The following is a 23,257-nucleotide window of genomic DNA, read 5'->3' as shown; positions in this document are numbered from 1 at the left end:
AAAACCTCTTTTCATTATAGTTTATTTTTCTTACTATTGTAAATATTCGTTCATATAAAAAGAAGCCAATTATTATTGGCTTCTTTTTATATGATAAATTAAATTGTTAGTTTATAATTACAAGATTTACATCCATCTAATAGACTATCATGTCGAGTTAATTCCATGTTAGGGAATAGGATTTCAAAAATGCCTTTCATCATATCTCCGTGCATGTTACAAATTTCAGTTGGATGATGAACAGCAACTTCTTTAAATGGACAATTGTGTACATCATAGAAAATTTTTGTTCCATCTGCACTTAATTCAAATGCAGGTGATAAGCCAGCTGTTGAGAAAGCTTCTTTTGCAATTTGAACTTTTTGTTCCACTGTTAAAGCATCTTCACTCACATTTAAACGTTGCATATGTTGTTGCATTAATTCAGCTCCGAATTGTTTTCCTGTTTCGTATAGCGCTTTCTCACCAGCAGCGCCAAGGCTAAGTAAAGAATTAAATGCGATTCTTGCTAACAATTGATAATCACGGAATGGAAATTGTAATTGGATAACATCTTCAGATAAGACATATAATCTGCTCGGTCTTCCGCCTTTTCCAGTTTTCTTCGTTTCCGATTTTAGCATATGAACATCTTCTAATTTAGATAAATGTAAACGCGCTACGTTTGGATGAATATCGAATTCATCTGCAATTTCTTGTACCGTTACGTAACTATGTTTTTGCGAAATATATTTATAAATGTAATAACGAGTTGGGTCAGATAATACACCTGTAATTTTTAAAGCTTGTTCCATGAGGATCTCCACCTTTATCACTTTATCCAAGATAATAACATTATAATACAGATAAACATTATTATAGGTAATTTCAGACAATAATTCGGAAATTGTTCATAATTTCACAAACATATTTTTCCTTTTTCCTCTATTGAAAATACAAAAGTCCAAATTTTTATTGCGCATGTTTTCATGCTATATACATAGTGAGGAGGGAAAAGTGATGAATGGGATTGAAATTTTTGCGAATACAATTTTAAAAGAAGCGTGTAGGGTACAAGCGTCAGATTTACATATTGTGCCCCGGCAGAAGGATGTAGCGGTGCAACTACGTGTAGGAAAAGATTTAATGACGAGACATTGTATTGAAAAGGAGTTTGGAGAAAAACTTGTCTCACATTTTAAATTTTTAGCATCTATGGACATAGGAGAGAAACGGAAGCCACAGAATGGTTCGTTGTATTTGCAAATTGATGGACAAGAAGTGTATTTACGCCTTTCAACACTCCCAACAGTATATCAAGAAAGTCTCGTTATTCGCCTTCATTTACAAGCATCTGTGCAGCCCTTATCACATCTTTCGTTATTTCCAAGTACGGCAGCAAAACTACTCTCGTTTTTACGCTATTCACAGGGGCTACTCGTGTTTACTGGACCGACTGGTTCTGGGAAGACAACGACAATGTATGCATTATTAGAGGTAATTAGAAAAAAGAAAACACGTCGCATCATTACACTTGAAGATCCGGTTGAAAAAAGAAGTGACGATGTATTACAAATTCAAATAAATGAAAAAGCGGGTCTCACATATGAAACAGGATTAAAGGCTATTTTACGTCATGATCCAGATATTATTTTAGTCGGTGAAATCCGTGATGAAGAAACAGCAAAAATAGCTATAAGAGCAAGTTTGACAGGACATTTAGTCATGACAACGCTGCATACGAATGATGCGAAAGGAGCAATCATTCGTTTCATGGATTATGGTATAACGAGGCAAGAGATTGAACAGTCTTTATTGGCTGTAGCTGCACAGCGACTTGTCGAATTGAAGTGTCCGTTTTGCAGAGGAAAGTGCTCAACTTTATGTAAATCAATGAGGCAAGTAAAGCAAGCAAGCATTTATGAGCTGCTATATGGATATGAGTTAAAACAAGCGCTTAAAGAAGCAGATGGAGAATGTGTTACTTACAAACATGAGACTTTAGAATCGTCAATAAGAAAAGGATATGCTTTAGGTTTTTTAGAAGATGATGTTTATGTTTAAGAAAACTTGGAGTTTAAGTGATCAAGTAGTATTGTTGAAACGTTTAGGAGAATTATTAGAAAAAGGCTACTCTCTTTTACAAGCATTAGAATTTTTACAGTTTCAATTACCTGTAGAAAAGAAAGTACAATTGCAGCACATGATTGAGGGGTTAAAAGATGGGAAAAGTCTACACGATTCTTTTCATCAGTTAAAGTTTCATCAGGACATGTTAAGTTATTTATTTTATGCCGAGCAACATGGTGATATTTCTTTTGCTTTGCAACAAGGAAGTGCACTTCTTTATAAGAAAGATAAGTATAGGAGAGACATGATGAAAATCATGCAGTATCCTATGTTTTTAATGTTTTTTCTACTAATCATGCTTTTTATTTTCAACCTCATTTTATTACCTCAGGTTGAAATGGTTTATAGTTCGTTCGGTTCTAATACACCACTACTTACAGAACAAATTTTAAGTGCAATAAAACTGCTACCTTACATTATTTTAACCGCTATTTTAATTGTTATTATTGGATGTAGTTTGTATATGTTGTATTTTAGGAAACTTCCACATATTAGCCAGGTAAAAATCATGCTTCATATGCCCCTCATCAAAACATTTCTTATTTTAAAGCATTCACATTATTTTGCTACTCAGTTGAGTGGTTTATTAAATGGTGGACTATCAGTATGCGAAGCTTTAACAATAATGATGGAGCAAAGATATCATCCGTTCTTTCAATATGAAGCGAGCCGGATTGAAAGACAATTAATTGGAGGAGAACAGTTACAATCTATCATTGCTAAAAGTGGGTATTACGAGAAAGAACTTTCTTATGTTATTACGCATGGACAAGCAAACGGCAATTTAGCGATTGAATTAGGTGACTATAGCGATCTTATTATGGAAAAGATGGAACGGAAAATTAAACATATGTTAGTTATCATTCAGCCTATTTTATTTACATGTATTGGAGGAATCGTTGTCCTTATGTATTTAGCGATGATTATGCCAATGTTTCAAATGATGAATTCTATTTAGGGGGCATTTGTATGCAGAATGAGGAAGGATTTACTCTGTTAGAGATGCTATTAGTAATGGTTGTCATAACTATATTATTACTATTAATTATTCCGAATGTAGTTACACAGCGTTCATCGGTCCAAGGAAAAGGGTGTGCAGCTTACGTGAAATCTATAGAAGCACAAATACAAGTATATCAATTACAACATAATAAAATTCCATCGTTAAAAGAACTGACAGATGAAAAGTATATTACAACTGATAAGTGCCCGAATGGCGAATCTATTCATATTTCAGATGATGGCGCAGTATCAATTAGGGCATTGTGAAACAACAGGGGTTTACTTTTTTAGAAATGTTACTCGTTTTATTTGCTATTTCTGTATTAAGTGTAGTTACGTATTTTAGTGTTCATTCCTTATACGAGCGACAAAAAGTTGAACAATTTTTGAGACAGTTTTCAAATGATATTTTGTATATGCAACAATTAGCGATAAATCGTCAAAAGCACTATACATTACGTTGGCATAAAGATAGAAATATGTATGCTATAAAAGAGTCAGGTACAAAGTATTATATCGTCAAGCGAGAGTATGAAGAAGATATACAAATTGATTTGCATACGTTTCCAAATCCGATGACATATAATCCAAGTGGAAATATTAATAGAGGTGGTACGATTATAATTTCATATCGAAATTATAAATATGAAATTGTATTTCAGCTTGGAAGAGGGAGATTTACGTATCGTGAAATGTCAAAAAGGATCCATAATGGCTGAAATGATTGTATCGTTAAGTATTTTAATGATGGCTGTATCGTTACTACTACCGCAAACAGTATTAGTTATGCAAGAAAGAAAAAATATACAAATTCGTTATAAGGCATCTGGATTATTAAAAAAGGAAGCAATTATATATATGTATGGAAATGAAGAAAAGCGAATAATAGAAAAGAATATAAATGGAATTGTGTATTACACATATTGGGGAGGCAATGAAGTTTGTACCATGTGGAGAGATGTGAAAGACAGAGTGATGGAACAATGCTTTTATGTAGGAGAAAAAATAAATTAGAATTTGGTTTTTCATTAATAGAAATGATTGTATGTCTGTTTCTATTATCAATATTTTTTTTGCTCTTTCCCCGCCTACATTTCATTGGAATGGAAAATAAACAGTCAAAAGGATTAAATGATTGGGAGTGGGATGTATTTTTAGGTCAAATGCAATTGGAGTTTCGTGAAGTATCATCTGGAGAACAGCTAGCATTTGAAAATGGAGAAAGTATTTTACGATTTCGATCGCGTAATGGGAGTGAAGTATCGTATGAAAAAGAGAATAGTCGTCTTATAAGAAAGGTAAATAGGCGCGGGAGGGAAGTTGTTTTACAAAATATTGGAACGGTTTCTTACAAACTAACATCTCATGTACTCATTATAAATGTGAAAGATACTAGCGGAAAAATATATGAAGGTGTAGTTATGCGATATAGTGAAATGGAAATGAATGTATGAGAGGGCAAAATGGGTTTACAATGCCTGGAACACTCATCTTTCTTATTTTATTAACTTCTTTTTTTATATACGAAACAAATATGTTGTTTACAGATAAAAATTTTTATATAGAAATAGAACAAAAGTTTTTACTGGATGAACTACTTAACCGATCTATTATAGATATAAAAAAAGACTTACAGCAAAAAGAAAAAGAAGGTGCATTTTTCTTTCAGTATGAAAAGGGAGAAGTGAGTGGAAATTATATCTTTGAAAATGATTTAATTCTCGTTGCGTTGCAGTGTACACTCAAACAGGAAGCTTTCTATACGGTGAGCTTTCGGTATAGAAAAAAGGATGGGAAAATAGTCGATTGGATAGAAGGATAATATGTAAAAAATACGAAGAAAAACCAGGGATTTCTATTGTGAATTGAATTGATTTTTTAGAAGAAATGGATAACTATAACGATTAAAAGTTTAAATTTTCTCAAAAAAGAGAAAGGTAGAAAGAATGTGATATATTCATGCTATCCAATCATTATTTTTAGGGAGAATAGGGAAATGACAAACAACAATCAAATAGGTGAAAATAAGGAACAAACTATTTTTGATCATAAAGGAAATACGATTATGACAGAAGATAGAGAAATACACATTATTTCAAAATTCGAAGAACCTCTTATTGTCGTATTAGCAAATGTACTAAGTGATGAAGAGTGTGATGAATTGATTGAAATGTCTAAAAATAAAATGAAGCGTTCTAAAGTTGGTTCATCACGTGATGTAAATGATATTCGAACAAGTAGCGGTGCATTTTTGGAAGACAATGAACTTACTTCAAAGATTGAAAAACGAATTTCATCTATCATGAATGTTCCTGCGTCGCATGGTGAAGGATTGCACATTTTAAATTATGAAGTGGATCAACAATATAAAGCACACTATGATTATTTTGCGGAACATAGTAGATCAGCTGCTAACAATCGTATTAGTACGCTTGTAATGTACTTAAATGATGTAGAAGAAGGCGGGGAAACGTACTTCCCGAAATTAAATCTTTCTGTACACCCTAGAAAGGGAATGGCAGTATACTTTGAGTATTTTTATCAAGATCAATCACTAAATGAGCTTACGTTACACGGAGGGGCACCTGTAACGAAAGGCGAGAAATGGATTGCAACGCAGTGGGTGAGAAGAGGTACTTATAAGTAAAAGCGAGTGTTACGTTTTGTTCTTCATAGTATAAGAACAAAACGTTTTTTTATTAAACAAAGTAGCATCTTTCGTTATAATAACAATTAATAAATGACGATTGAGAGGACAGAAAATGAAGTCTATATACATAACCGGCTATATGGGAGCAGGGAAAACAACAATTGGAAAAGCATTAAGTCAAGAACTTCAAATGGATGTTGTGGATACTGATCAAAAAATCGAAGAGAAGCAAGAGAAGGCAATTCGTGATATTTTTGCCGAAGAAGGCGAAACGGCTTTTCGGGAATATGAAAGCGAAATGTTACGTTCGCTACCAGTCCATAATGTCATTATTACAACTGGTGGGGGAATTATTGAACGAGCGGAAAATCGCAAGTGGATGAAAGAGAACGGAACTGTCGTGTATTTATATTGTGATCCGCATGTAATTGCAGAAAGGCTTCGTGAAGATACGACACGTCCACTATTTCAAAAGAAAGATATAGATGCATTTGTAACGAAATTTGAATTACGCCGAGCTTATTATGAAGAGGCTCATATTCATATCGATACGACAAATAAGTCTGTAAAGCAAATTATGAATGAATTAAAGAAAAAGATTAATGTATAAAAAAGTGGACATACTAATCAAGTAGAGGTGATGATAATATGTCTACTAATGATTATGTTCGCTTTGTGACGCAGCAGTTTGTGTCGTATATGGATGCTCCAAAAGAAGATCGAAAACAAAAGAAAGAACAACGCCGTGCTGAAAAAGAGCCATTTATGAATAAGTGGTTTGGTGTTATGCCGCTGAGTGCTGCTTTGTTTTATCGAAATGTAAAAAGTAAAAGAAAAAAATCAAGTTAAATTTTAGTCATATGTCTAGCAAAATAAAGATGCCCTAGTGTCGTAATACACTAGGGCATCTTTGTTTACTGCACGGATTCTTGTTCTTCCGTAACGGCATGTATTTTATTGTTCACCCATACGAACCCTATTCCGATACAAATAGAAATACCCCATCCGACAGCGGTCATAATCGCTCTCATTTCACCGTAGCCATCTACACCAAAAACAGAGATGAAATAAATTTTTAAAAAGCTTTTTAATATAAATTGTAGCCCGAAAAATAACGTTAAATATTGCAGTGCTGGATATATACGACTATCACGATAAAGCTCACGACTTTTATCACGGTCATGACCTTGAAGTGCGGCAATATCTGCTGCGAAATATAACATAAGTGGTTTTTTTATAAAAATTGTACATATGACGATAATACCGAGTACGATGTGATAGTACGCATCGTTCCATAACATTCGTTCAGCTGACCCAGATAATAGATCTACCGTTGTATTAGAAATGAGTGTAATTAAAATAAAGAACCCTGTCACGTTAAACTGTTTTTCTTTTTTAAAGGTATACAGTGTATAAATAATCCCCGGAACAGAGGAAAGTAACATCGCGTAATAAGGATCGATATAAGGTTTTGCAAATTTCCAAATGAGGAATGGGATTACGAGATAAAAGACAAGATCTAATATAGCTTTTTTATTTTGATTCATACAAAGCCTCCTTAAGTCATACATATATTTTATAATATAATTTCTGAAAATTGTATAAGGTTTAATGGGAAAAGAAAAAATTGCCCCTAGCGTAGTAAGTTTTTTTAGTATATAATAAAGGAAACGCTTTCATTTTTAGTTTGTTCACAAAATGGACGGAAAATCACATATTTACTATCGATATGTTGCTTTATAATGAAACTAATTAAATATACATGCATACAATATTGTGAAATAAATAACATAAATAATCTATATAAATGTAAACGTTATCAAAAGAGAGAGGTGGAGACAATGAGTAAATTTTTCTTCAATCATAATCCAGCAACAGTAGAGGATGGAAGGCTTGTTAAATATGCTGAAATTATTTATGGAGAAGGTGGCCGTTCTGTATTAGAAAATTTAATGGTGAAGGCATCTATCAGATTGCGTGATCGTTATCCGAATAAATCTGACGAGCAGATCTCGAACCTAGTAAATAAAGGCATCCATGATATGTTTCAAAAATATGTGAGCGAGTAAGAGTAGCCAATGGCTGCTCTTATTTTTTGTATAAGGATTGTAACTCTAGCTGAAAATAAACATGTATTTTGAAAAACGCAAAAAGGAGTGGGAAAGATGAGCAATGGAATTGGACGTTCGAAAGAAAATCTTCCAACTGATGCAAATCATGTGAGCGCAAAGGATCGTGCACAGCAGAAACGTATGGCACAGAAAAAACAGCAAGAGCGTAGTGGCGATAGCGAGTAGGGTAGAAAATAGCTCAAAAGAGGCTCCTTCTAAAGCAGAAGGAGCTTCTTCAAGATAGAAAATGATTCGCGGTAACATAAAAAAGGCCACCGTTAATAATTTGCACTGTAATACGTGGTTCATACTGTTCTTGCAGAGCTTGTTTTTCAATTTCATAGCTCTCAGGAAGTTCGTCACTTTCTTCATAAAAACGGTTTAAAAGGTCTAGATCATGATTCCAACGCACTCTTGCTTCTTTTGCCCACGTATGGTCATCTTCTGCAATTATATTTTTTAAAGCGTCTTCTATGCGTTGTAAACCACTTTGAGGTTTAATGATGGGCGAGAGCGTAAAACAAAAATCAGGTATTTTTGGTGTAAGTTTAATGTTTGTTAATGTTTCATGAAAGTTTGCCATCATTGTTCCAGAAATGAGATGAATGCCAATCGAGTGAAGGATGTCTTTTTTTTGATCACATTGATAGGAAACTTTTATATTAATACCGAGCCAAGGGTGGAGCGGTGTATGTGTTGCCCCATTATGTCTTACATCCTCATATAAACGTATGTAAGAGCCTAATTCTTTTGTCGTTTGGAAAATTTGATGTAGACGTGGTGAACCGTAGTGAATAAGCTCACCATCATTTTCTTCATTTTCTGGATTTGTAATAAGAGTAAGGCGCATCGGATTCGGTACGCCTCCTGTTTTCTCAAGATAGTGCCAATAAAAAGGGCGATTCATTAATAATTTATCCATCTCAATTGTTAACTGTACATCTAATAAATGAGGAGAACGTTCTAAAATTTCACAGTTATTCGCCTCAAAGAAATTGTATAAGTAATTATGAATTTCATGTTGCTGCATAGCCTTGCACCTCAGCTTCATTTCGTTTCGCAAAGTCGATTATAGATGTTAAGTTTTCCATCTTAATTCTAATTTCACCTTCGCTTTTTGATTGCGCGAAAATTTCTTGAATGTGCGCGTCGATGTTTTTCATATTAATTCTCGTTAAAATTTCATCGAGTTCACCGATAACACGCTCGAATAAGTTGATTTTTTCATATAACAGTTTCAGAATATGTTCTTCAACAGTATGCTTTGTAGCTAAGTTATAAATATGAACATCATTCTTTTGACCGAGACGGTGAATACGTCCGATTCTTTGCTCAAGACGCATTGGATTCCATGGCAAATCATAATTGATCATATGGCTACAAAACTGTAAGTTAATGCCTTCTCCGCCAGCTTCCGTTGCAATTAACACTTGGGCACGATTTTGGAAAAGTTCCTTCATCCAATCTTTCTTCCCGCGTTTAAATCCGCCGCGGAATGGGACAGAAGAAATACCGTGTTGTTGTAAAAACCATTGTAAGTACATCTGTGATGCTCGGTATTCCGTGAAAATGACGACTTTATCGTCAATTTCTTTTATAAGCTCTAGAGCTTTAGTTGCTTTCGAGTTGAAAGGAATATGATTAATTTTGTCCATTAGCACATCGATATGTGGATCTTTTATATAATGTTCATTTTCTTTCTGTCTTTTTTCTACATGCTTTTTCAATGAATAGTAAACAGCCTCACGACTACTACACGCTTCCCGTTTTAAAGTTAACGATGAGAAAGCAGATGTGAAGGCGTCTTGTCCTCGCCAATTTTCGATATCATTATATAGAGCTTGTTCTTGTTCATTAAACTCAACAAAAATTGTACGTACATGTCTCTTCGGCCAATCGATACCGGTATTATGTCGTCTATTTCGCACCATTACTTTGTTAATGAGAGCTTTTAAGTCTTCATCTGATTCGGCTGAACGATTTTTGGAAGCGTAATATTCTTCAAAGTTGGATTGATTGCCTAGATGTCCTGGCTTTAATAAAGAAACAAGGTTAAAAATTTCATCAATCTTATTTTGAACAGGAGTAGCGGTTAGTAATAAACAAAACTTCTTTTTTAATCGTTGTGCAAATTCATAGTTTTTTGTTTTATTATTTTTCAGTTTATGTGCTTCATCGATAATAATAAGGTCATATTCTAAGTTCAACACGATATCGCGATGTGGTGAACGTTTCGCAGTATCAATTGATGATACGATTACGTCAGCTTGTTCCCACGAGTAGCTTTTCTTTTGTGCTACAGCGGGAATGAAAAACTTTGTATTCAGCTCGTATGCCCATTGTGATACGAGAGAAGCTGGGACAAGTATAAGTACCTTTTTCACAAGCCCGCGGACCATGTATTCTTTCAAAATAAGTCCAGCTTCGATTGTTTTTCCAAGACCTACTTCATCTGCTAGAATCGCTTTACCATTCATTTGTTCAATTACATTTTGAGCGACTTCTAATTGATGCGGAAGCGGTGTGAAATGGGATAAATGTTTCGGTGCTTGTAGTCCATCAAAAGTAGGAACAAGTAACGATTTTTCTGTTTCATAAGCTAAGTGATATAAATCCCAGTTTGTCCAAGGACCATCTTCATCAATTCTATTTAAAAAATTGTTTTGCCACGTCCGATCTACGGAAATATCGACATTCATTACGACTCTCCCACCTTTTATAAACTAAAGTAATTATTTTTTAATGTATGATGATTTGCCTTAAAAGAAGGCATAATTATCGTTATTAAAGGCTATATGATAGACAATAATAAAGTATTAAATCTCAAAAGCTGTATTTATTGTGTTTTAACATAAAAAATTCTAAATTATTTTTTATGCTAGAATATTGATGAAATATAGCGAATGATGTTAGGATAATGGTGTGAAATGTGTGGAATCTTTCGTATTTTATCCAAGAAAGTGATTTTTTATTTACGCTTTCATAAAAAAATATAATGAGATTCCGTATATCCTATCTTTTCAGAATGAAAATGTTTAGAAAAGGGAAGCAACTTTTATTGATTTGTCAAAGCATAAGGGGGAGAGAGCATGATTACATTACAACGTACACCGTTATTTGATGTATACGCGAAGTATGGTGGGAAAACAATCGACTTCGGTGGTTGGGAATTACCAGTTCAATTTTCAAGCATTAAAGAAGAACACGAAGCTGTACGTACAGCTGCAGGTTTGTTCGATGTGTCTCATATGGGAGAAGTTGAAGTAAAAGGTGTAGATAGTTTAGCATTTTTACAACGTGTTGTTACAAATGACGTATCTACCTTAAAGGTAGGGGGCGCACAATATACAGCTATGTGCTACGAAAATGGTGGTACAGTAGATGATTTATTAATCTACAAACGTGGTGAAGAAGACTATTTATTAGTAATCAATGCATCAAATATCGAGAAAGATTACGAATGGTTAGCAAGTCATGTAATTGGCGATGCGACAGTAGTCAATGTTTCTAGTGAAGTTGCACAGCTTGCAATTCAAGGACCAAAAGCAGAAGGCATTTTACAAAAAGTTGTGTCAGAAGATTTGAAAGAAATTAAGTTCTTTAAATTTAAAAACGATATTCTTGTAGATGGAATTCCAGCACTTGTATCTCGTACAGGTTATACAGGTGAAGATGGATTCGAAATTTACTGTAAGAGTGAAGATGCTGCAAAACTTTGGGAGAAACTTCTTGAAGTTGGAGCAGAAGAGGGCTTAAAAGCATGTGGTTTAGGTGCTCGTGATACACTTCGATTCGAAGCAACATTACCACTTTATGGACAAGAATTATCAAAAGATATTACACCGATTGAGGCTGGAATTGGCTTTGCGGTAAAAACAAATAAAGAAGCAGACTTCTTTGGGAAAGCAACGTTAAAAGAGCAAAAAGAAAACGGTGCGCCTCGTAAATTAGTCGGCATCGAAGTAATCGAACGTGGAATTCCTCGTACGCATTACCCTGTATTTATTGGTGAAGAAAAAATTGGGGAAGTAACGAGTGGTACACAATCTCCAACGTTAAAGAAAAGCATTGGTTTAGCACTAATTGATGTAAAATACGCAGCAGTTGATACAGAAGTAGAAATTGAAATTCGTAATAAACGCGTCAAAGCAGTAGTTGTTCCAACACCATTTTACAAACGTTCAAAGTAACGGGGAGAGGGGTAGATTTCATGTTGCATCGTTATCTTCCAATGACAGAAGAAGACAAAAAAGAAATGTTACAAACGATCGGCGTTCAAACGATCGATGAATTATTCTCTGATATTCCAGAGAGTGTTCGTTTTAAAGGGGATTTAAAAATTAAAGAAGCAAAATCAGAGCCAGAGCTTTTAAAAGAGCTATCTCAAATGGCTAGTAAAAATGCTAACTTAAAAGAATACGCTTCTTTCTTAGGAGCAGGCGTATACGATCATTATGCTCCAGTAATTGTAGATCATGTTATTTCTCGCTCAGAATTTTATACAGCTTACACACCATACCAACCGGAAATTTCACAAGGGGAATTACAAGCAATCTTTGAATTCCAAACAATGATTTGTGAATTAACAGGAATGGATGTAGCAAACTCTTCTATGTATGACGGGGGTACAGCTTTAGCTGAAGCGGCAATGTTAGCAGCTGGCCATACTCGCAAAAAGAAAATTCTTGTATCTAGCGCGGTTCATCCAGAATCAAGAGCAGTACTTGAAACGTATGCAAAAGGTCAAAATCTTGAAGTTGTTGAAATTAATCATAAAGATGGTGTAACAGATTTAGACGTATTACAAAGTGAAGTAGATGATACAGTTGCTTGTGTAATCGTTCAATATCCAAACTTCTTCGGACAAGTTGAAAAATTAGCTGATATTGAAAAAATCGTTCATCAACAAAAATCATTATTTATCGTTTCTTCAAATCCATTATCATTAGGCGCATTAACACCACCAGGGAAATTTGGTGCTGATATTGTAATCGGTGATGCACAACCATTCGGTATTCCAACGCAGTTTGGTGGACCGCACTGTGGTTACTTTGCAACAACGAAAGCATTTATGCGTAAAATTCCAGGACGTCTTGTTGGACAAACTGTAGATTCAGATGGTAAACGTGGATTTGTATTAACGTTACAAGCACGTGAACAGCATATTCGCCGTGATAAAGCGACGTCTAATATTTGTTCAAACCAAGCGTTAAATGCATTAGCAGCTTCTGTTGCAATGACGGCACTTGGCAAACAAGGTGTGAAAGAAATGGCACGTCAAAACATTTCTAAAGCACAGTATGCAAAACGTCAATTTGAGGCGAAAGGCTTTACAGTAACATTTGCTGGACCATTTTTCAATGAGTTTGTTGTAGATTGCAAACGTCCAGTGAAAGAAGTAAATGATGCATTATTACAAAAGAATATTATCGGTGGTTACGATCTAGGCCGTGATTATAAAGAGCATGAAAACCATATGCTTGTAGCAGTAACTGAGCTTCGTACAAAAGAGGAAATTGACACACTTGTAAACGAAATGGGGGCTATCCAATGAAGAACCAAGACCAAGCACTTATCTTTGAAGTGAGTAAAGAAGGACGCATAGGATATAGCTTACCCAAATTAGATGTAGAAGAAGTGAAACTAGAAGATGTGTTTGAGAGCGATTATATTCGAGTAGAAGATGCAGAGCTACCAGAAGTATCTGAACTTGATATTATGCGCCACTATACAGCACTTTCAAACCGTAACCACGGTGTTGATTCTGGATTCTATCCACTTGGATCTTGTACGATGAAATATAATCCGAAAATTAATGAGAGTGTAGCTCGTTTCGCAGGATTTGCAAATATTCATCCACTGCAAGATGAAAAGACAGTACAAGGTGCAATGGAATTAATGTATGACTTACAAGAGCATTTAATTGAAATTACAGGTATGGATACTGTTACTTTACAACCAGCAGCTGGTGCACACGGAGAATGGACAGGTTTAATGTTAATTCGTGCATACCATGAAGCGAATGGTGACTTTAACCGTACGAAAGTAATTGTACCTGACTCTGCTCACGGAACGAACCCGGCATCTGCAACTGTAGCTGGTTTTGAAACAATTACAGTAAAATCAAATGAAAATGGCCTTGTTGACTTAGAAGACTTAAAACGTGTTGTAAACGAAGAAACAGCAGCACTTATGTTAACAAATCCTAATACATTAGGTCTATTCGAAGAAAATATTTTAGAAATGGCAGAAATCGTCCATAATGCAGGCGGTAAGTTATACTATGATGGTGCAAACTTAAATGCGGTATTAAGCCAAGCACGCCCAGGAGATATGGGATTTGACGTTGTGCATTTAAACCTTCATAAAACATTTACAGGTCCTCACGGCGGTGGTGGCCCAGGTTCTGGTCCAGTAGGTGTGAAAGCTGATTTAATTCCGTACTTACCAAAACCGATTTTAGAAAAAACGGAAAATGGTTATCACTTCAACTACGACCGTCCAGAAGCAATTGGTCGTGTGAAGCCATTCTATGGTAACTTCGGAATTAACGTTCGTGCATACACGTATATTCGCTCTATGGGTCCAGATGGCTTGCGTGCAGTAACTGAGTATGCTGTATTAAATGCGAACTATATGATGAGAAGATTAGCGCCATTCTACGATCTTCCATTCGATAGACATTGTAAGCATGAATTTGTATTATCAGGTCGTCGTCAAAAGAAACTTGGCGTACGTACATTAGATATTGCAAAACGTCTGCTTGATTTCGGTTACCATCCACCAACAATTTACTTCCCATTAAATGTGGAAGAATGTATTATGATTGAGCCGACAGAAACAGAATCAAAAGAAACATTAGATGGTTTCATTGATAAGATGATTCAAATCGCTAAAGAAGTAGAAGAAAATCCAGAAGTTGTACAAGAAGCACCGCATACGACAGTCATTAAGCGTTTAGACGAAACGATGGCTGCACGTAAACCAGTTTTACGTTATGCAAAGCCAGCTCCTGTACAAGTTTGATTAGAATAACAAAAGGAGAACTCGCTGCGGCGGGTTCTTTTTTTGTATGGAGAATTTGTGCAGAAATAGTGAAGAAAATGTTAAAAAATTATATTTTTTGTTTCCTAATGGTGTAAAGGTGTAGTTTTATAGGTAGTTTTGTTGAAAAAGTCGGTTTGATAAAAGTATTTATTTTTGTTAGAATTTTATTGAAATTAAGAAGATGTGATGAGGTAAAAATTACTCATTTTTATGTATATGTGAAAAAACGAGCAAGACGGGGGTGAAAGTGTGGGATATCGATGCTATAGAATGGTATACCATTTAGAAAATGGAGAAACAATTAAAGATGTAAAAGAATTTTGCTATCGAGACCAAGGGAAAGTGTTAGAAAGAGTAGCAAATCGTGTAATGGATAATAGAGAAGTGACGGCGATTGATAAACAAGGAACAATCATTTCAATAGCATGTGAGGACATTGTAAAGGTGGAACTTGATTACATAACAGAAAGTTAACCTTGAGTCATATCGAATTATTCGATAAAATAAACTGTTGAATGGTGAAGTGAGAAGAGAGGAGTTTATCATGGGTAGTACAAGACACTTTTATATGTTTATCTTAGCGTTTGTTCTTGTTGTGGCATTAACGATTTACTTAATCGTTGACAGCAGCTGGTACAACACGGTTCATCCGGCATTCCTTCTGTTTATGTATATAGGAATTGCAGTAGTAAGTTTCGGAATGAGAGATGAGATGTTAGATCGCTTTGAAAAGTGATACATATACGAAAGACCAACAGGAAAATGTTGGTCTTTTTTTCTTGCCAAAAATAGGATGTTGTGTATATACTGTATATATAAGGTATATACAGTATATACACACACTGGAGGAAAACATGAATATTATTATTTCGAATTCTTCCCAAGACCCTATTTATGTGCAAATAAGAAAACAATTAAGCCAGCTTATTTTAAATGGTGGTTTAAAGGGTGGAGACCAATTACCGTCTATTCGTAGCTTAGCGAAGGAATTGCAAATTAGTGTAATTACAACGAAGCGTGCGTACGAGGAGCTTGAAAAAGAAGGATATATAGAAACTGTTGCTGGGAAGGGGACTTATGTTTCACGTAAAAATAATGAACTATTAAAAGAACAGCGGCTACGTCTATTGGAAAGTAAGGCTGAAGAAATCGTAAAAGAAAGTAAAGTGTTGCAGCTTTCACTTGAAGAATTGCAGCAGATGATTGCGTGTTTATATAAGGGGGAATAAGAGATGTTAGAGCTAAAAAATGTTTGTAAAAGTTATGAAGATTTTGCAGTGAAAAATATAAGTTTTGCATTACCACGAGGATATATTATGGGGTTTGTCGGACCAAATGGTGCTGGGAAAAGTACAACGATCAAAATGATTATGAATTTAATTAGAAAAGATAGCGGCGATATAAAAATTTTTGGCAAAGACAATAAGAAAGCCGAAAAGGACATAAAACAAAATATTGGTTTTGTATATGATGAAAATCATTATTACGAAGATTTAACGTGTGAACAAATGAAACGTATTATTGCACCGTTATATAAAAAGTGGGACGAAAATCAATACCAATCGTATATGCAAAGATTGCAAGTTCCAAAGTATAAAAAAATTAAAGAGCTATCTAAAGGGATGAAAATGAAGTTTGCGATTGCCATCGCACTTTCACATCATGCAGAGTTTATCATTATGGATGAGCCGACAGCAGGATTAGATCCAGTTGTCCGAAGTGAATTACTTGATATGTTGCAAGAAATTGTAATGGAAGATGAAGTATCTGTATTATTCTCAACCCACATTACAACGGATTTAGAACGTATTGCAGATTATATTACGTTTATCAACGATGGAGAAATTATATTTACTGGTGAAAAAGATGAATTAATGGAGAACTACGTAATCGTAAAGGGAAGCAATGATTTATTAGATCGAGAAGGAAAAGAACTATTTGTTGGATTACGAAAAAATAAATTCGGTTTCGAAGGTTTAGCGAAGGATAAACAAGCAATTATCGATTGGTTTGGAAATGAGGTTGTAATAGAAAAGCCTACATTAGACGATATCATCGTTTACACTGCGAAAGGGAGAGGTGCCTATGCGTCAGCTCGTATATAAAGATTTATTCTTTTTTCGGGTAATTTGGTTAGTGAATCTTGTTATGCCCCTTTTGTTCTTTATGTTAGATGCAAGTGGTGAATTGTTATTTCCAATGAGTTGTCTATTTATAACCTTTTCATCGGTTATGACGTTAACCGTTATGGATGAAAGAAATAAAAGTGACATTGTTATAAATAGTTTACCGGTAAGTCGAAAGGATATCATAATTGCTAGATATATTTCCTGTGCAATATTCATTGTTGGTGCCATTCTCTCTACGATGTTAGTTGTTTTTCTTATAAGGGGTATTGTGGTTATTAGTGATATCGGTGTATATCATCCTAATCTATACATTGAAATTCCATGGTATGAAGTCATAAATGGAGCTGTTTATGCCACATTTTTTGTTGTCACGTTTTTCCCTAGTTATTATGGTACAAAATCGAAGGTAGTAAGAAGTATAGGATCAGCAGCATCAATAGGAGTGGGTGTAATTCTTTGGATATTTATTAGTGATGGGCTGAATGAAACAACATCTTCATTCAGTGAGTGGATTATGAATCCAGTACATATTGGTGTATTTATAGTTGGAGGAATGATATTAGCTAGTGTCTATATCGTTTCTATGTTTCTTACAATTAAAATTTATGAAACGCGTGATTTATAGAGAGGAGAATTTATATGCAACAATTGATTTTGAAGGAGTTTTTCTTACAGAAGAAGATGTTTCCTTTCTATTTTTTAATACCCATTTTATCTATTTTTAAGGATTCCGTCGAACCAATGGGGATTGCAATAGGATTATTTATAACATGCAGTACGATCATATATATTTCTTTTTATTATGAAGAGAAAAGTAAAACAGAAAAAATATTAGTGAGTTTGCCTATAACGAGAACAGAGATAGTTATAGCTAAATATATTGCAAGTTCATTATTTATTATGGCTGGTTTGAGTATAACTTTTATAGTCATAATATTAGGAAATATTCTATTGAACAGAGATATAGGTATGCCTGGATATGCAGTATTTTCAGCAATAGTAGCAACTTTAATCTATTGTGTTGTAACGATACCCGCTAATTACATTGGAGGATATAAGGCTACTTCTGTTTTGAATGTTATTATGGTTTTGCCTTTAACAGGTATGATTGGCCTTATGTGCAATATTTTTGGTGATAAAACAATTATGCTAAAAGTACTCCACTCTCAAGAGGCTACACTAGCAATGGGTGTTCTTGGTATTGGAGTGTTAGTAAGTATAGTCATATCAATGTTTCTCTCAATGAAAATGTTTCAGGAGGCAGAGTTATAGAAGGGACATTTTCATATTAGGAGGGGTAATACATGATTAAGCAACTAGTCTTAAAAGATATAGTGTTGCAAAGAAAGTTAGGGTTTGTTTATCTTATATGTTTGTTTTTCCTTGCTATTGTTGATTTTCGTAGTGATAGTTTCCTTATGACGATTAGCGTATCTATACCTTTTCTTGGCATGGTACTGTCAATGAGTTATGAGGGGAAAAATAAAAGTGAAATGATAGTAAATAGTTTACCGTTTGAGCGTAAAGATATTGTCATAGGAAAATACATATTTGTAAGTATTTTAGTTACTCTAGGTGGAGGTTTCTCACTAATGATTGGCTTAATTCAGTTACAAAATGAATATATAACTGGACTTATGCTGTGGGGAGCGGTTCTTGGCGGAATAACGGGAGGGTTGGTTTGCAGCATAATCGTACTCCCAATTGAATTTTTAGTAGGATATAGCAGTGTAAAACAAATTGCTCCCTTCATCGGAATTGCATTTGGATATTTAAGTGGATTAATTGTAAATAACGTGTGGTTAGATGTAGAAAATGCTTGGAGCACGAGTCTAGTCATAAATATTTGTTTTATAGCAGGACTCATTCTTTTTTATGTTATGTCCATGTTGCTTTCAGTTAGCTTATATAATGAGCGTGATTTATGAGGGGAGGAGTAATCAATCGGTTTGAAGGTGGAACTTTTGAATTTATAACGACAACAGTAATTACGATTACTGGCTTTGTTTTTATATATTTAAGCCTTGTCTTACCGATATCATTGTTGCTAGGATATAAAAAATCTATTTTTATTACGCTTTTTATACTAATGGCACCGATTGTTATTGTAGAAATGTTCTTTCAAATCAACATAGAACAAATTCATTTACATAATGGAGTATTGTTAATTTGTTCAATTTGTATGTTGCTTTTATCTGTACTTGCCTCGGTAAAGCTATATGAAAAAAGAGAATTTTAAAAGGTGCCTTAAAAAAGGCACCTTCTTCAATAACGACAATACGAGAGCAGTAGTTTATAAAAAGAAACGCTATTTGGTACATCTTTCGGAGTATGTAATATAAAGCTGAAAACGATGATGAGAATAAGAAATAGGAAAAATAAAAATAGGATTTGCTTATGTATAGAATTTTGCATATTATTCACTCCTTTTTTAGGTAGTATGTCCAAAAGAAAGGAGTGTATGAAAAATTTTAGGGGGGAGAATGATGAACAAAAGAAAATGGTTATATAGAATAGGGGTACTTTTTGTTTCAATCGGTCTCATATTAGCAAATTTTTATTCAGACATACCTTCACCGTTTCCTAATTTGCATAAAGGAATTGGTATAAGTATTGTCATAGTTGGTCTTCATTGTCTTATTGCATCTAACTTTTATAGAAAATCTGAATGAATACAAAAAAGGACAGTTACTCTTTTTCAGAAGTACTGTCCTTTTTAAATAACTTATTCCATAGCTTGGCGATACTCCATATAATGACGATTGCAATGGAGGCAATAATTGACCAAGCAATAGATGCAATTTCAAGTGCCATGCTAGGAAGGAAGGTAAGAATGGATACTACTTTATGAAACAACCATTCTATTATATGAAAACTTATTTGTAATAGAATGACGATACCAAGTGTGATCCATGCTAATATTTTCTTTCCTTTTTCTTTCCACATGACATTCACCTCACGTTAGCTTAATAGTTTTAAGCCAACAGCGCCGCATAGAATGCAGCTTAAGAAAGCAAGACGACGCCAATCCGCTGATTCTCGGAAAATGAGAATGCCTAGAAGTGCACTTCCAGCAGTTCCGATTCCAGTCCAAATTGCGTAAGCAGTTCCCATCGGTAACGTGTTCATCGCAAGAGATAAGAAGAAGAAGCTTACGCCGAAGTTAGCGATTAAAATAACTTTTGGTGCCCAGCCTTTCTTTTCAGTGGCTACTTTCATAAAGAGTACACCAATAATTTCACAAATACCAGCTAGAATTAAAAATACCCAAGCCATTTTATGCGGCCTCCTTCGCTTCTTTTTCTTCTGTTACTCGTTTTAAACCAATTACTCCGAAGAAGATTAAACCGATTAATAAAACTTTTACGATAGAGAAAGGTTCTCCGAAGATGAAAATCTCTGTAAGAACGATTCCACCAGCTCCAATTCCTGTAAAGACTGCGTATACAGTGCCGACAGGTAAATCTTTATAAGCTCTAAATAATAAGACGAAACTAATTGTAATTAATAGAGCAACACCAGCCCATTCAAGTGGTGCCTCTGCTTTTTTTAGTCCAATCACCCAAAAGATTTCAATAATACCAGCGATGATTACATAAATCCATGCCATATGTCATTTCTCCTTCCTACCAGTCGTTAGGTAAAGGGCTTAAAAACGACGCATTGCAAAGGAGCAATCCGTCAGTTTGAAAGTCCGCGCCAAAATACTTTCCAAGAAGCGTCTAAACGTGTCTCAAAACGATTTAAACCTGCGTATAGTAGTTCAACCATAAGACCGTCGAGTAAGCATAGAAAAGCCTCTAAGGCGTCTTTTACTTCAATGTTATGCAGCTCATCTTGTTCGCTTGCTCTTTTAAATACAGGGAATAAAAGTTTTCCGACGTTTTCAATGTGTACATTTGCTTTATTAATAATTTGTTCGCGAAATGCATCAGGCGGAAAATAAGAAGTTCGTAACCAAAACATTGATTCTTCACTTTCACCAAAGCGTTTTGCATAGCCTTTTAATAATTTTAAAAGCAATTCTTCAGTAGACGAATTGGAAAAGCTTTCAATATCGCCTGTGAAGCTCTGCAAATCTTTTTGGAGAGCAGATTCTAAGCATATGAAATATAGCTCTTCTTTTCCTTTAAAGTGTGCGTAAATCGATGGTTTTTTAATCCCAACTTCTTGAGCAATATTTGCCAATGAAGTTCCTTCATAGCCGTAGCGTGCGAAATGAGAAAGTGCTACAGCTTTAATGCGGTTTGCTGTCATTTTCATCCCCTACCTACCGTTCGTTAGGTTAATTATATGAGATGAAAACTATAATGTCAATAGGTGAAGAGCTGAAAAAGAGCGTTATAGGTAACGCTCTTTTTAGACAGTCTCTCGTTCAATTAAATGGAATGAAAGTTCTTTTGCGCTGCCGACAATTTGCTCGCTTTGGATCTGCTTATGGAATAAAGAAAAAGCATGTGAGCCCATTGCGAGACCGGGATGTTCAATTGTGGAAATTTCTAATGCCTTTGAAATTTCATGATTATCAAATCCAAGGATAGCAAGGTCTTCAGGTACTCGAATGCCATGTTTTCGAGCCTCTGTTAATAAACCAGCTGCAACTTGATCGTTCGCTGTAAAAATAGCAGTTGGACGATTTTTCATATTTAAAATACGATGGAGTATTTGTGCTCCGTCCTGCATTGTATAGCATTGGTGGAAAATCCATTCAGGATGCAACGTTTTCCCTTCGTTACGAAGGGTATCGGCGAACGCTTTTTCGCGCTCCATGGAGTTTACACTTGTTTTTCTTGCTAAACAAATTCCGATTTTTTCATGGCCTTTACTTAGTAAATAGGCAGTACCGAGACGGAAACCTTCATAATGATCTACGTAGATGGATGAAATGAGGGGGTGCTTCATTTTTTCACATGAAATAATAGGGGCAAATTTTGCGAAAGGTTCGATTTGTTCCCAAGAGCTCGTTCGGGAGCAAATAATCATCCCATCAAATTGTTTCATTTTCATCATTTCAAGAACACGAATTTCTTCAAGGCTATCGTAATTTGTTTGGCATAAATTAATGTGATATCCAGCTAATAATGCTTCGTTACCGATTCCTTCAATAATGGTACTGAAGTAGGGGAGGTTAATGAAAGGAAGCATAACGCCAATTGTATATGTTTTCCCTCTTATTAAATGGACAGCATTTATATTTTTTGCGTAGTTTAATTCTTCAACAGCGTCTAGAACACGCTTACGCTTTTCTTCTTTTACGTAAGGGTGATTATTCAGAACACGAGAAACAGTTGATATCGATACACCAGCAGTTTTAGCAATTTGTTTTATATTGGCCATATGTATCACCTCTTTCCCTTATTATAAAGGGAAAATAATAAGAAAGAAAAAATCTTGACCTGAAAAGCTTTTCACAAACTATGGTATTAATAAGACTTCTTTTTATTCGCGTAACCTTTTCACTTGGGCGTAAGAATGATAGGGGTCTTTTTTGTTTGCAAAAAGTGTTGTCAAAATGTGGGAGAATAACGTGGAAAGTTTTCAAAGGTGGAGTTTGATGACAAAGCGAATATGAAGAGCATATCAACGCTTCGTTCTTTAAGAGAGCGGTATGAAAGGGCGGAAACAAATTGAAAAAAAGAATCATTTGTTTCGTGTTTTCTAGTTTTGTACTTAGTTCGTGTTCGTTTCAGCAAACGATGCAAGAAGAAAAACACTTTGTGGGAACAACAGGAGGAGCTATGGATCGTGTTACGGATCCTATTCCGCTAAAGGAACTTCCAAAATATTTTCCGGTGAAGTTTAAAGTTCCAACGTTTTTACCGTACGACATTACAAGTGATGTGAAGGGTGAAGTAAGAACGCTTGGGAAAAAGAACGCTGTCTTAACGATTAAATATAAACAGCAGGAGCCAGGTCGAAATGAGTATATTGAGTTAAATGTCGCGAACTTTCCGTATAGTTTTCCGGATCTCGTGGAAGAGAAGCGATTTCAAGAACAAATGAAACTGAATAATGGAACGTCTGCTTATTTTAAAAATAAAGATGATTATGAACGTGGTGACGAATTTGCTACGCTTATATGGAAAGAGAAAGGAATTGAATATCAGCTATTGTATCGGAATGTAGAAGAGAACGATAAAGAAACGATTAAGCAGAATTTATTATACATTGCGAACAAGATGAAATGAAAAAACTAGCCGATTTATTCA

At 34.8% G+C, this 23,257-nt stretch carries 34 protein-coding genes and 1 pseudogene; 25 read left to right on the top strand and 10 right to left on the bottom strand.

Annotated elements, in window-relative coordinates:
- Positions 1-98 precede the first annotated feature (98 nt).
- Positions 99-794 (bottom strand): helix-turn-helix transcriptional regulator, encoded by a 696-nt coding sequence (locus DN400_RS14105; RefSeq protein ID WP_000434124.1) that lies wholly within the window; start codon positions 792-794, stop codon positions 99-101.
- Between the two features lie 205 nt (positions 795-999).
- Between DN400_RS14105 and comGA the strand changes: the two genes are divergently transcribed.
- The 10 genes from comGA (at position 1,000) to DN400_RS14055 (ending at position 6,610) form a co-directional block, all read left to right on the top strand.
- Positions 1,000-2,043, top strand: a complete 1,044-nt coding sequence (gene comGA / locus DN400_RS14100) for a competence type IV pilus ATPase ComGA (RefSeq protein ID WP_065229357.1) — start codon at positions 1,000-1,002, stop codon at positions 2,041-2,043.
- Entirely contained in the window at positions 2,036-3,067 is a 1,032-nt protein-coding gene (comGB, locus tag DN400_RS14095) for a competence type IV pilus assembly protein ComGB (RefSeq protein ID WP_147801719.1), read from the top strand. The genes comGA and comGB overlap by 8 nt, the downstream gene beginning before the upstream one ends.
- Positions 3,068-3,078: 11 nt before the next feature.
- Positions 3,079-3,378 (top strand): competence type IV pilus major pilin ComGC, encoded by a 300-nt coding sequence (gene comGC, locus DN400_RS14090; RefSeq protein WP_001178687.1) that lies wholly within the window; start codon positions 3,079-3,081, stop codon positions 3,376-3,378.
- Complete coding sequence (comGD, locus tag DN400_RS14085) at positions 3,375-3,830, top strand: competence type IV pilus minor pilin ComGD (protein ID WP_002094140.1); 456 nt, start codon at positions 3,375-3,377, stop codon at positions 3,828-3,830. Before comGC ends, comGD begins: the two co-directional genes overlap by 4 nt.
- Complete coding sequence (locus DN400_RS14080) at positions 3,823-4,125, top strand: hypothetical protein (RefSeq protein ID WP_000829462.1); 303 nt, start codon at positions 3,823-3,825, stop codon at positions 4,123-4,125. The genes comGD and DN400_RS14080 overlap by 8 nt, the downstream gene beginning before the upstream one ends.
- Complete coding sequence (comGF, locus tag DN400_RS14075; protein ID WP_065229356.1) at positions 4,095-4,565, top strand: competence type IV pilus minor pilin ComGF; 471 nt, start codon at positions 4,095-4,097, stop codon at positions 4,563-4,565. The genes DN400_RS14080 and comGF overlap by 31 nt, the downstream gene beginning before the upstream one ends.
- The gene (gene comGG / locus DN400_RS14070) at positions 4,562-4,933 is read left to right on the top strand and encodes a competence type IV pilus minor pilin ComGG (protein WP_001214888.1); all 372 of its coding nucleotides are present in this window, start codon (positions 4,562-4,564) and stop codon (positions 4,931-4,933) included. The genes comGF and comGG overlap by 4 nt, the downstream gene beginning before the upstream one ends.
- A 174-nt stretch (positions 4,934-5,107) precedes the next feature.
- Complete coding sequence (locus tag DN400_RS14065) at positions 5,108-5,758, top strand: 2OG-Fe(II) oxygenase (protein WP_000183863.1); 651 nt, start codon at positions 5,108-5,110, stop codon at positions 5,756-5,758.
- A gap of 115 nt (positions 5,759-5,873) precedes the next feature.
- Complete coding sequence (locus DN400_RS14060; RefSeq protein WP_065229355.1) at positions 5,874-6,371, top strand: shikimate kinase; 498 nt, start codon at positions 5,874-5,876, stop codon at positions 6,369-6,371.
- Between the two features lie 38 nt (positions 6,372-6,409).
- A complete protein-coding gene (locus tag DN400_RS14055; RefSeq protein WP_000106083.1) occupies positions 6,410-6,610 on the top strand; it encodes a YqzE family protein in 201 nt (66 codons plus the stop codon).
- Positions 6,611-6,675: 65 nt separating this feature from the next.
- Here DN400_RS14055 and DN400_RS14050 read toward each other — a convergent pair whose 3' ends face one another.
- Both DN400_RS14050 and DN400_RS14045 read right to left on the bottom strand, forming a co-directional pair.
- A complete protein-coding gene (locus tag DN400_RS14050) occupies positions 6,676-7,308 on the bottom strand; it encodes a VC0807 family protein (protein WP_001073111.1) in 633 nt (210 codons plus the stop codon).
- A gap of 104 nt (positions 7,309-7,412) precedes the next feature.
- Positions 7,413-7,529 (bottom strand): hypothetical protein, encoded by a 117-nt coding sequence (locus DN400_RS14045; protein ID WP_003279814.1) that lies wholly within the window; start codon positions 7,527-7,529, stop codon positions 7,413-7,415.
- 73 nt (positions 7,530-7,602) lie between these two features.
- Between DN400_RS14045 and DN400_RS14040 the strand changes: the two genes are divergently transcribed.
- Positions 7,603-7,830 carry a hypothetical protein gene (locus tag DN400_RS14040; protein ID WP_000032702.1) on the top strand — a complete coding sequence of 76 codons (228 nt, stop codon included), beginning with the start codon at positions 7,603-7,605 and terminating at the stop codon, positions 7,828-7,830.
- Between the two features lie 96 nt (positions 7,831-7,926).
- Entirely contained in the window at positions 7,927-8,058 is a 132-nt protein-coding gene (locus DN400_RS29880) for a hypothetical protein (RefSeq protein ID WP_000064665.1), read from the top strand.
- Between the two features lie 49 nt (positions 8,059-8,107).
- On the opposite strand, the gene DN400_RS14035 is transcribed toward DN400_RS29880, so the two are convergent.
- Positions 8,108-8,902, bottom strand: coding sequence for a YqhG family protein (locus DN400_RS14035; RefSeq protein ID WP_065229354.1), 795 nt, complete (start codon positions 8,900-8,902; stop codon positions 8,108-8,110).
- Positions 8,889-10,571 (bottom strand): DEAD/DEAH box helicase, encoded by a 1,683-nt coding sequence (locus DN400_RS14030; protein WP_001100040.1) that lies wholly within the window; start codon positions 10,569-10,571, stop codon positions 8,889-8,891. Before DN400_RS14030 ends, DN400_RS14035 begins: the two co-directional genes overlap by 14 nt.
- A gap of 390 nt (positions 10,572-10,961) precedes the next feature.
- Between DN400_RS14030 and gcvT the strand changes: the two genes are divergently transcribed.
- The 12 genes and pseudogenes from gcvT to DN400_RS13965 all read left to right on the top strand — a co-directional run bounded on the left by gcvT (position 10,962) and on the right by DN400_RS13965 (position 19,720).
- Positions 10,962-12,062: a glycine cleavage system aminomethyltransferase GcvT gene (gene gcvT / locus DN400_RS14025; protein ID WP_000631769.1), complete on the top strand. Its 1,101-nt coding sequence runs from the start codon at positions 10,962-10,964 to the stop codon at positions 12,060-12,062.
- Positions 12,063-12,082: 20 nt separating this feature from the next.
- Positions 12,083-13,426 (top strand): aminomethyl-transferring glycine dehydrogenase subunit 1, encoded by a 1,344-nt coding sequence (gene gcvPA, locus DN400_RS14020; protein ID WP_000903240.1) that lies wholly within the window; start codon positions 12,083-12,085, stop codon positions 13,424-13,426.
- Positions 13,423-14,898 (top strand): aminomethyl-transferring glycine dehydrogenase subunit 2, encoded by a 1,476-nt coding sequence (gene gcvPB, locus DN400_RS14015; RefSeq protein WP_000795702.1) that lies wholly within the window; start codon positions 13,423-13,425, stop codon positions 14,896-14,898. Before gcvPA ends, gcvPB begins: the two co-directional genes overlap by 4 nt.
- 291 nt (positions 14,899-15,189) lie before the next feature.
- Positions 15,190-15,393 carry a DUF3929 family protein gene (locus tag DN400_RS14005; protein WP_000262496.1) on the top strand — a complete coding sequence of 68 codons (204 nt, stop codon included), beginning with the start codon at positions 15,190-15,192 and terminating at the stop codon, positions 15,391-15,393.
- A gap of 70 nt (positions 15,394-15,463) precedes the next feature.
- Positions 15,464-15,655 carry a hypothetical protein gene (locus tag DN400_RS14000; RefSeq protein ID WP_000535933.1) on the top strand — a complete coding sequence of 64 codons (192 nt, stop codon included), beginning with the start codon at positions 15,464-15,466 and terminating at the stop codon, positions 15,653-15,655.
- Positions 15,656-15,773: 118 nt separating this feature from the next.
- Positions 15,774-16,148, top strand: coding sequence for a GntR family transcriptional regulator (locus DN400_RS13995; protein WP_001021349.1), 375 nt, complete (start codon positions 15,774-15,776; stop codon positions 16,146-16,148).
- 3 nt (positions 16,149-16,151) lie between these two features.
- Positions 16,152-17,024, top strand: a complete 873-nt coding sequence (locus DN400_RS13990) for an ABC transporter ATP-binding protein (protein WP_050844515.1) — start codon at positions 16,152-16,154, stop codon at positions 17,022-17,024.
- Positions 17,005-17,673 carry an ABC-2 transporter permease gene (locus tag DN400_RS13985; protein WP_001249554.1) on the top strand — a complete coding sequence of 223 codons (669 nt, stop codon included), beginning with the start codon at positions 17,005-17,007 and terminating at the stop codon, positions 17,671-17,673. The genes DN400_RS13990 and DN400_RS13985 overlap by 20 nt, the downstream gene beginning before the upstream one ends.
- Positions 17,674-17,687: 14 nt before the next feature.
- Positions 17,688-18,320, top strand: coding sequence for an ABC-2 transporter permease (locus DN400_RS13980; RefSeq protein ID WP_098205557.1), 633 nt, complete (start codon positions 17,688-17,690; stop codon positions 18,318-18,320).
- A 32-nt stretch (positions 18,321-18,352) separates the two neighbouring features.
- A complete protein-coding gene (locus DN400_RS13975; RefSeq protein ID WP_098533032.1) occupies positions 18,353-18,976 on the top strand; it encodes an ABC-2 transporter permease in 624 nt (207 codons plus the stop codon).
- Between the two features lie 11 nt (positions 18,977-18,987).
- Positions 18,988-19,287 (top strand): annotated as a pseudogene (locus DN400_RS13970) (ABC-2 transporter permease); the annotation flags it as partial.
- Between the two features lie 244 nt (positions 19,288-19,531).
- The gene (locus tag DN400_RS13965) at positions 19,532-19,720 is read left to right on the top strand and encodes a hypothetical protein (RefSeq protein WP_098850641.1); all 189 of its coding nucleotides are present in this window, start codon (positions 19,532-19,534) and stop codon (positions 19,718-19,720) included.
- Positions 19,721-19,736: 16 nt separating this feature from the next.
- Here DN400_RS13965 and DN400_RS13960 read toward each other — a convergent pair whose 3' ends face one another.
- From DN400_RS13960 to DN400_RS13940, 5 genes are all read right to left on the bottom strand, one after another.
- Positions 19,737-19,994: a DUF3975 family protein gene (locus DN400_RS13960; protein WP_000265371.1), complete on the bottom strand. Its 258-nt coding sequence runs from the start codon at positions 19,992-19,994 to the stop codon at positions 19,737-19,739.
- 15 nt (positions 19,995-20,009) lie between these two features.
- Complete coding sequence (locus DN400_RS13955) at positions 20,010-20,324, bottom strand: DMT family transporter (protein ID WP_000312623.1); 315 nt, start codon at positions 20,322-20,324, stop codon at positions 20,010-20,012.
- A 1-nt stretch (position 20,325) separates the two neighbouring features.
- Positions 20,326-20,658, bottom strand: a complete 333-nt coding sequence (locus DN400_RS13950; RefSeq protein ID WP_000312339.1) for a DMT family transporter — start codon at positions 20,656-20,658, stop codon at positions 20,326-20,328.
- Positions 20,659-20,729: 71 nt separating this feature from the next.
- Positions 20,730-21,311 (bottom strand): TetR/AcrR family transcriptional regulator, encoded by a 582-nt coding sequence (locus tag DN400_RS13945; protein ID WP_002005730.1) that lies wholly within the window; start codon positions 21,309-21,311, stop codon positions 20,730-20,732.
- A gap of 96 nt (positions 21,312-21,407) precedes the next feature.
- Complete coding sequence (locus tag DN400_RS13940) at positions 21,408-22,385, bottom strand: LacI family DNA-binding transcriptional regulator (RefSeq protein ID WP_001273986.1); 978 nt, start codon at positions 22,383-22,385, stop codon at positions 21,408-21,410.
- A gap of 314 nt (positions 22,386-22,699) precedes the next feature.
- Here DN400_RS13940 and DN400_RS13935 point away from each other — a divergent pair, with 314 nt between their 5' ends.
- Positions 22,700-23,236 carry a hypothetical protein gene (locus tag DN400_RS13935; protein WP_033657529.1) on the top strand — a complete coding sequence of 179 codons (537 nt, stop codon included), beginning with the start codon at positions 22,700-22,702 and terminating at the stop codon, positions 23,234-23,236.
- The last annotated feature ends 21 nt before the right edge of the window (positions 23,237-23,257 follow it).

Origin of the sequence: Bacillus sp. AR8-1, assembly GCF_008042345.1 — a bacterium.
GTDB lineage: Bacteria > Bacillota > Bacilli > Bacillales > Bacillaceae_G > Bacillus_A > Bacillus_A cereus.
This window is presented reverse-complemented; position numbering and strand designations above follow the sequence as displayed.

Excerpts from the sequence above, each read along its gene's own strand:
- DN400_RS14030 (WP_001100040.1), bottom strand. The coding sequence starts at position 10,571 with ATGAATGTCGATATTTCCGTAGATCGGACGTGGCAAAACAATTTTTTA.
- DN400_RS13960 (WP_000265371.1), bottom strand. The coding sequence starts at position 19,994 with ATGTGGAAAGAAAAAGGAAAGAAAATATTAGCATGGATCACACTTGGT.
- DN400_RS13985 (WP_001249554.1), top strand. The coding sequence starts at position 17,005 with ATGCGTCAGCTCGTATATAAAGATTTATTCTTTTTTCGGGTAATTTGG.
- DN400_RS14055 (WP_000106083.1), top strand. The coding sequence starts at position 6,410 with ATGTCTACTAATGATTATGTTCGCTTTGTGACGCAGCAGTTTGTGTCG.
- comGB (WP_147801719.1), top strand. The coding sequence starts at position 2,036 with ATGTTTAAGAAAACTTGGAGTTTAAGTGATCAAGTAGTATTGTTGAAA.
- DN400_RS29880 (WP_000064665.1), top strand. The coding sequence starts at position 7,927 with ATGAGCAATGGAATTGGACGTTCGAAAGAAAATCTTCCAACTGATGCA.
- gcvPA (WP_000903240.1), top strand. The coding sequence starts at position 12,083 with ATGTTGCATCGTTATCTTCCAATGACAGAAGAAGACAAAAAAGAAATG.
- DN400_RS13990 (WP_050844515.1), top strand. The coding sequence starts at position 16,152 with ATGTTAGAGCTAAAAAATGTTTGTAAAAGTTATGAAGATTTTGCAGTG.
- DN400_RS14035 (WP_065229354.1), bottom strand. The coding sequence starts at position 8,902 with ATGCAGCAACATGAAATTCATAATTACTTATACAATTTCTTTGAGGCG.
- DN400_RS13955 (WP_000312623.1), bottom strand. The coding sequence starts at position 20,324 with ATGGCTTGGGTATTTTTAATTCTAGCTGGTATTTGTGAAATTATTGGT.
- DN400_RS14105 (WP_000434124.1), bottom strand. The coding sequence starts at position 794 with ATGGAACAAGCTTTAAAAATTACAGGTGTATTATCTGACCCAACTCGT.
- gcvT (WP_000631769.1), top strand. The coding sequence starts at position 10,962 with ATGATTACATTACAACGTACACCGTTATTTGATGTATACGCGAAGTAT.
- DN400_RS14050 (WP_001073111.1), bottom strand. The coding sequence starts at position 7,308 with ATGAATCAAAATAAAAAAGCTATATTAGATCTTGTCTTTTATCTCGTA.
- comGG (WP_001214888.1), top strand. The coding sequence starts at position 4,562 with ATGAGAGGGCAAAATGGGTTTACAATGCCTGGAACACTCATCTTTCTT.
- comGF (WP_065229356.1), top strand. The coding sequence starts at position 4,095 with ATGCTTTTATGTAGGAGAAAAAATAAATTAGAATTTGGTTTTTCATTA.
- comGA (WP_065229357.1), top strand. The coding sequence starts at position 1,000 with ATGAATGGGATTGAAATTTTTGCGAATACAATTTTAAAAGAAGCGTGT.
- DN400_RS13950 (WP_000312339.1), bottom strand. The coding sequence starts at position 20,658 with ATGGCATGGATTTATGTAATCATCGCTGGTATTATTGAAATCTTTTGG.
- DN400_RS14060 (WP_065229355.1), top strand. The coding sequence starts at position 5,874 with ATGAAGTCTATATACATAACCGGCTATATGGGAGCAGGGAAAACAACA.
- gcvPB (WP_000795702.1), top strand. The coding sequence starts at position 13,423 with ATGAAGAACCAAGACCAAGCACTTATCTTTGAAGTGAGTAAAGAAGGA.
- DN400_RS14000 (WP_000535933.1), top strand. The coding sequence starts at position 15,464 with ATGGGTAGTACAAGACACTTTTATATGTTTATCTTAGCGTTTGTTCTT.
- DN400_RS13965 (WP_098850641.1), top strand. The coding sequence starts at position 19,532 with ATGATGAACAAAAGAAAATGGTTATATAGAATAGGGGTACTTTTTGTT.
- DN400_RS14065 (WP_000183863.1), top strand. The coding sequence starts at position 5,108 with ATGACAAACAACAATCAAATAGGTGAAAATAAGGAACAAACTATTTTT.
- DN400_RS13995 (WP_001021349.1), top strand. The coding sequence starts at position 15,774 with ATGAATATTATTATTTCGAATTCTTCCCAAGACCCTATTTATGTGCAA.
- DN400_RS14040 (WP_000032702.1), top strand. The coding sequence starts at position 7,603 with ATGAGTAAATTTTTCTTCAATCATAATCCAGCAACAGTAGAGGATGGA.
- DN400_RS13945 (WP_002005730.1), bottom strand. The coding sequence starts at position 21,311 with ATGAAAATGACAGCAAACCGCATTAAAGCTGTAGCACTTTCTCATTTC.
- DN400_RS14045 (WP_003279814.1), bottom strand. The coding sequence starts at position 7,529 with ATGCATGTATATTTAATTAGTTTCATTATAAAGCAACATATCGATAGT.
- DN400_RS14005 (WP_000262496.1), top strand. The coding sequence starts at position 15,190 with ATGGTATACCATTTAGAAAATGGAGAAACAATTAAAGATGTAAAAGAA.
- DN400_RS13980 (WP_098205557.1), top strand. The coding sequence starts at position 17,688 with ATGCAACAATTGATTTTGAAGGAGTTTTTCTTACAGAAGAAGATGTTT.
- comGC (WP_001178687.1), top strand. The coding sequence starts at position 3,079 with ATGCAGAATGAGGAAGGATTTACTCTGTTAGAGATGCTATTAGTAATG.
- DN400_RS14080 (WP_000829462.1), top strand. The coding sequence starts at position 3,823 with ATGGCTGAAATGATTGTATCGTTAAGTATTTTAATGATGGCTGTATCG.
- DN400_RS13940 (WP_001273986.1), bottom strand. The coding sequence starts at position 22,385 with ATGGCCAATATAAAACAAATTGCTAAAACTGCTGGTGTATCGATATCA.
- DN400_RS13975 (WP_098533032.1), top strand. The coding sequence starts at position 18,353 with ATGATTAAGCAACTAGTCTTAAAAGATATAGTGTTGCAAAGAAAGTTA.